Raw genomic sequence first — 6224 nt, 5'->3', positions numbered from 1 at the left:
CCCCGGCACAGCCCCACCAGCCGCTCGAACACCTGCCGGTGCAACACCGCCTGAGGGAACGGCGCCGACTCCAGAAGATGCAGTCCGAAGCTCGGATGCTGGAACCGGTACACCGCACCCTCCTGCTCGACCACCCGTATCAGCAACGTCCCGCTCGTATAGGCCAGAACGGTCCGCAGCTGCTCCTCGGTGAACGCCTCCACCCCCTCCGCCGCCGCGCTCGCCATGGCCAGCCACACCCGCGACTCCGGAAGCCAAGCCCCTTGCGCCAGCGCCAGTGGCCGCAGCAGTTCCACCGCCCGCAGCCGCCCACCCTGGTCCAGCTGCGCCAGCTCCCGCTCCATCAGTACGTTCAACGCGTCGTTCCCGGACCCCAGATACTCGCGCAGCGCCTCACCGTCCCGCGTCTCCGGCCCCCGAGCCAGATCCCGCGCCCACAGATCCGCCACCAGGAACAGCCTGCCGCTGCGCTCCGCCACCTCCTCCGCCGCCTGCCGCACCTCCGCCGGCTCCACCGCCGCGTACGGCGACCCCGGTGCCTCCGCCAGCACCCGAGCCACATGCTGTGCGATGTCCCGCTCGGCGTCCTCGTCCTGATCCAGCGCCACCGCGGGCACGGTCTGGTCGAGCACCTCGTACAGCGTCTCCTCGGGCACCCTCCCCGGCAGCATCTGTCGCGGCTGGATCCGCGTCCCGACCAGGACCTTCACCGCTCCCAGCGCCGCCAGCGGGTTCAGCAGGTCCCGCGCGATGTCCGACGGCTGCCCGGCCGCCGCCTCGTCCAAGCCGTCGAAGACCAGGTTCAGCGCGCCCACCTTTTCGCTGATCCTCCCCACCCACCGCACACACCCCTCCGGAGACGACTCCCCGTCCTGCACCCCGGCCCGCAGCGCCAGGAACTCCAGCGCCCGCCGCAGGTCCCCGCACAGATCCCGCATCGTCCGGCCCTGGCAGTGCAACGCGGCGTGCACCGACCTCAGGCGCGGCTGCGCGTCCAGAGGCGGGGGCGCCTCGAGCGACGCGTGGAATCCCGGCTTCGTCAGCTGTGCCAGATGCCCCAGCAGCGCCGTCTTCCCCGAACCGGCCGGACCCGTCACCGCCAGGAGCCCATTCGCGTGCGTATCAAGCCATGTCACGATCCGGGCAAGGGCCCTGCGCCGCCCGGTGAACGCGGATCGCCGGCCCACGCCGCCGCCCGTCAACGGCCTGACCGCCGGCTGGCTGAGCCCTTTGCCCAACCAGTCAGCCCTTTCGTCACGCGTCGCCGTCGGCCGCAGCTCCCCGTCGAAGTACTCGTTGTGCAGAAAGCTGAACCGCAGCCGCCGCAACTCATGCCCATACGGCAACTGCACCGCCTCGGGCGCCCCCTCCCGCCTCGCCAGGATCTCCACCGCGCTCATCAAGTGCGAGAACGGCACATAGGGCGCGCTCGCCTGAAAGGGCCGGACCCTGTCCTCCGCCGTCGTCGACGGATCGTCGAGGACCTGCCGTAGCCACTCCACCCAACGCCCCTCCTCAGCGGGTTGGTTCTCCGCGGCCGTGAACACCACCGCGAAACCGCCCGCCCCGGGGTCCGGCGCCCTTCGTACCAGGTCGTCCACCAGAAGATGCGCTCGAATCCACGGCAGCGGCCTGCCCGCCCGGCAGGCGTCCACGATCAGCAGCACATCGGCCGGATCCTGACTCAGCTCACGCACCAACTCCACAACGGAGACGGCCCGATGCGCCCGCGAAAGCCCCTCGACCCCCTCCTCGTGCGTGTCGGCGCACGCGAGCACGTAGCCGTTCTCCGTCGTCTCGCCGTGCCCCGTCCAGTAGAGGATCTTGCGCTTGGCCGGGGAGCGCGCGAACCGGTCGATGCCCGTCCACACCGCGTCCCGTGTGCCATCACCCTCCAGCTCCTCCGCCTGCCCGAACCCCAGCCGGTCCCGCGCCAGTTCCGTGAACAGCTCGCGCGCCGATTCCACCCCGGCGAGATTGAGCCGCGACTGCCCGTAGCGCCCCACCGCGACCGTTCCGACCAGCCCTTCCCCCACCTGTTCGGCGCGATCGAGGAACGCGCCCGCGTGTCGCCCCCACGGTTCCATGGCATGATCCTAGAGGGGCCAAGGGGAATCGGGAGTGGCCCAGCGGAAATCGGCAATGGGGGAGCGATGGCGTACCGGGACCAGTTCACCGTGGGCGGCCGGCAGACCGGCTGCCACCTTATCGAGGGAGACGGCACTTCCCCCATCAGGGAAGAGAACATGCGCGTTCGCTACCAACCCGAACGGGTCGCGTTCCCCGAGGAGATCGGCGCCTGGCGGCGCGAGATCGACGAGGGCCAGAAGCGGGCCGAGGCCGCCGGCGAACGGTATTACTGGAACAATCCACGGTTCGCTGTCGAGCACCTGGTCATCTCCCGGACCCACAACGAGGAGGAGCCGCGGGCGATCCTGGCGCTGTGCGACGCGGATTACTACGACTTCCTGGCCACCTCCATCAATCTTGATCGGAACCAGGCGAATGGGATCAGCCTCCGGCAGGAATACCTGGAGGACCGGGACCCGGTGGAGGCCCCGGCGTTCATGCGGTGCAGTTTCGGCGTCAATGTCGCCCTGGAAACCGGCGCCGACCACATGATGGTCATGTCCCACCGCAGCAAGCACGTCGCCGGTCCGAATGCGCTGAAGTGGAATTCGTCCGCCAACGAGGGCTTGGCACGTCACCACGACCTCCCGGCCGACGGGTCCCCGATCAGCCTGCACGCCGTCGCGTACCGCGCCCTCAGGGAGGAACTGGCCGTCCGGCGCGACGACATCGGTGAGTTGGAACTGCTCGGTTTCGCGCTCGACCTGGTGAACAACCAACTGGGCTGCTTCTTCCGCGCCATCGCCCCCCGGCTGACGGAGCCGGAGCTGCGCGACCGGTGGAGCAAGGGCGTCGAGGACAAGTGGGAGCACGACGGTCACGCCTTCGTGGACGCCGCCCCCGAGTCGGTGCTGGAATTCATGCTGGGCCAGCCCGAGGAGCGATGGACCCCGCTGGCTCCGGCGCAGTTCTACCTGACCTTGGTGCGTGACGCCGTGATCGAGCACGGCGACGAGTCCTCCGGCCGGTGGGCGGTCGAGGCTGCCGAACGACGGGTCATGCGCCGCCTCGGCCTGGCCTGAGCGTCACAGCACCTCTGAGACGAGGCCCAGCACCAGCAGGACAATGAGCGCCGTGATGACGGTGGCGCCCGTGGCAGGGCCCGGCTGCGTTCCGGGTTTGCTCAGTGGCTTGGACCGTGCTGGTGTCATGGTGTGGTGTCGTGGTTCACCGCCATGTCGGGTAGGGCCAGTTCCACGTGCCGCAGGCGGTCGGGGTCGGCGATGGCCTCGATTCTGGAGATCCGGTCGTCGGTGACGGTGAAGGCCATGGCCAGGCGCAGGCGTCCGAGGGGTGCCCAGACGATTCCGGGCCTGCCGTTGACGAGGGCGGGTTCGGCGTCGCGCAGGAGGGCGGCGTGCTGGGCCCGCTGCGCGCCGGCCAGGGTGCCGCGGGTCACCTGCTGGATCCCGCGCAGGACGGCCGGCGCGCGGGTGGGACCGACCGTGGCGTCGGCCCGGTACTCCACCTCCGGGTGGAGCACGGCCATCAGAGCGGTGAGATCCCCGCGTCTGGTGGCGGTCAGGAAGGCATTCGCGAGCTGCCGCTGCCGTTCCAGGCCCGCTCTGGTCGTGGTGGCGGGTTGGGTGGTGGTGGCTGTTGTGGTGCCGGTGATGCGGCGGCGGGCGCGGCTGGCGAGTTGCCTTGTGGCTGTGGGTGAGCGTTCGAGTATTGCGGCGATTCCTTCGAAGGGCACGGTGAACAGGTCGTGCAGGACGAACGCGATCCGTTCGGCTGGTGTCAGCGAGTCGAGCACCACCAGGAGTGCCCGTCCGACCGACTCGGCCATCACGGCCTGTTCGACGGGGTCTGCGTCGGCTGTGTGGTCCATGTCCTCGGGCCCCGCTGTGTCGAGCGGTTCCTCACCTCGGGCCTGTCGCGTTCCCAGCATCGTCAGGCAGACCCGGCTGGTCACCGTGGTCAGCCATCCGCTCAGGTTCCGGATATCGCTGGCGTCGGTCTTGGCCAGGCGTAGCCATGTCTCCTGGACGGCGTCCTCGGCTTCGCTGGCCGTGCCGAGCATCCGGAAGGCGACCGCGTGCAGTCTCGGCCGTTCCGTCTCGAATCGGCTGGCCAGCGTCTCGTTGTTGTTCACGCGTCACACCTTCCGTCCGTTTCAAGTCATACAGGCAGTAGACCTGGCCGGGATCCACCCGGTCGGATCGTGCCCGGGTGGTGGAACGCAGACACGGTGAGCTTAAAACTCGCTGGCCTTCGGGCTGTTGCCGGTGCAAATCCGGTCCCGGGTACAGGGCACCATGGAACGGAGGCTCCGCTGCCGCGCTCTGCCCGCGGTCCCGGGCGCCCCGCCCCCGCGCGCGCCCGGCGGCCGGGTGCGAGGTGGAGACGCGGGCGGGTCCGCGGACGGCCCCGTGGGCGTGGCGGGTCACCGGGCAGCTCGCTCCCGACGGCAACGGGGTGGGGGTTCGCCTGTTTCCGCGACCGCGTGTGGGTCTGACGTGAATGGCCTGCCGCCGGTCCGGATGGCGCGTCAGTGAGTCGATGCGTGATGGTTGTCGCATGCGGGGGATTGGTGTCACCGGGCGCGCCACCGTCTTTGGCCGAATCCGGCAGTTCACCCGGTTCTGCCGCGGGAGTAGCGTGAGATTGCCCCTGCGGCGGGCGGGTCCTCGGGTGAGCTGCCGCGGGTGTCCTATCACATGGCACAGCCAGGAGCACCGGAGGAGAAGGAGGACCGCGATGTCATGGGTGACCAGCAGCCTTCGGGCGCTCAGCGGTGAGATGCGTGCACGGTGGCACGGGTACTTCGTCGGCTACGGGCAGCAGGACTGACGCTCGGCAGCCGGACCAGGCGCAACCCGACCGGCGGGGAGGACAGCCGCGATGTCATGGGTCATCAGGAGGCTTCGGGCGCTCAGTGGCGAGGCGCGTACGCGCCGCAACCAGTACGGCGACAGGTACGGGCACAACGCCTGACGTCCCATCCTGCGTCAGATGGGCGGACGACGACCGTGTTCCTGGACAGGAAGAGTCTGTGGCCGCATCTGCGGCGGTGGGAGGAGCAGGCCGCGGACCGCGACGGCCCGTTCAGGCTCCGCTTCGGGACGCTCTTCGTGGCCGATGCCGACGCGGCCCGGGACGTACTCGTCGACTCGGCCGGCGCCTACCTGTCCCAGTCCGGGTTCTTCCGCCTCGGGCCGCACTCCCTTCCCCCGGCGGTCCGCAGCGAAGCCTCCCGCGAACTGCTCGGGGTTCTGGCCCGGCACGACCTCCCGTCGTCGTTCGGCCTCGATTCCGCGCTCGGCGAGGTGAGTGACAGGCGCGGCCGTCTGCGACACCAGCGCTGGGGCGTCGAGCTGGTCCGGCGGTACTTCGCCCCCGTCATCGCCCACCGGCGGCACACCGAGATCAACGCCCTCGTCGACGCCTACGTGACGTCGAGCGTCGTCGCCGACGACATCGTCGGCCACGTGCTGAGGCGGTCGCACCGGACGGTGCCCGCCGTCAGGGCCGGGCTCGCCGAACAACTCGGCCGGCTGCCGGCGCGGGAAGGCGGCGCGCAGGACCTGGTCGACCTGGTGCTCGGCCTGCCCGGAGAGCTGTCCCCGGGCGATCGCGCACAGGTGCTGCAACGCCTCGTCCTCTCCACGGTCGGCTTCACCGGGGTGACTCTCGAATGGGTGGTGTTGCTCGGCATCCTGCACGGCTACGACACTCCGGCGGTGCGGCGAGAGCAGGTCCATCGGCTGGTCAGGGAGGCGCTGCGGCTGTATCCGGCCGCATGGCGCCTGATCAGGGTGGCCGCCGCCGACCACGACGTCGCCGGCGTCCGGGTCCACGAGGGCGAGCACGTCCTGATCGGCACGCACGCGATCCACCGGTCGGCGGCCGTATGGGACAGGCCGCTGGACTTCCGTCCCTCGCGCTGGGAGCGGCCGACCGACGGCCAGCGGCGCTCCTACCTCCCCTTCGGCCGAGGCGACGGCATGTGCCCGGCGAACGGCTTCGCCGTCAAAGCTCTCGAACACCTCGCCCACCTCATCCTTCACGGCCACCGGGGACACGTGCGGCTGCGCACCCGCAAGCCCCACGTCCGCACACTCCTGGCCCCACCCGCCGGCTGGACCCGCCTC

Annotated in this window: 4 protein-coding genes and 1 tRNA gene; 3 read left to right on the top strand and 2 right to left on the bottom strand. The window is 70.3% G+C overall.

The genetic code is table 11. The features are described from left to right. Window positions 1-2087, bottom strand: a 2087-nt coding sequence (locus ADY01_RS41425; protein WP_049580113.1) for a caspase family protein, incomplete at its 3' end; no start/stop codon positions are given. 159 nt (window positions 2088-2246) lie between these two features. Here ADY01_RS41425 and ADY01_RS31375 point away from each other — a divergent pair. After that, complete coding sequence (locus tag ADY01_RS31375; RefSeq protein ID WP_324613426.1) at window positions 2247-3152, top strand: translation initiation factor 2; 906 nt, start codon at window positions 2247-2249, stop codon at window positions 3150-3152. Window positions 3153-3277: 125 nt separating this feature from the next. Here ADY01_RS31375 and ADY01_RS31370 read toward each other — a convergent pair whose 3' ends face one another. Further along, the gene (locus ADY01_RS31370; protein WP_049580111.1) at window positions 3278-4225 is read right to left on the bottom strand and encodes a sigma-70 family RNA polymerase sigma factor; all 948 of its coding nucleotides are present in this window, start codon (window positions 4223-4225) and stop codon (window positions 3278-3280) included. 71 nt (window positions 4226-4296) lie between these two features. Here ADY01_RS31370 and ADY01_RS39470 point away from each other — a divergent pair. After that, window positions 4297-4379: transfer RNA gene (locus ADY01_RS39470), tRNA-Leu, on the top strand. 723 nt (window positions 4380-5102) lie between these two features. Next, window positions 5103-6224: cytochrome P450 (locus ADY01_RS31365; RefSeq protein WP_049580110.1), on the top strand; the 1122-nt coding region annotated here is incomplete at its 3' end.

Origin of the sequence: Streptomyces sp. SBT349 (genome assembly GCF_001083795.1) — a bacterium.
Classification (GTDB): domain Bacteria; phylum Actinomycetota; class Actinomycetes; order Streptomycetales; family Streptomycetaceae; genus Streptomyces.
This window is presented reverse-complemented; position numbering and strand designations above follow the sequence as displayed.

Bases quoted from the DNA above. Each gene is read 5' to 3' on its own strand.
- ADY01_RS31375 (WP_324613426.1), top strand. From the start codon at position 2,247: ATGCGCGTTCGCTACCAACCCGAACGGGTCGCGTTCCCCGAGGAGATC.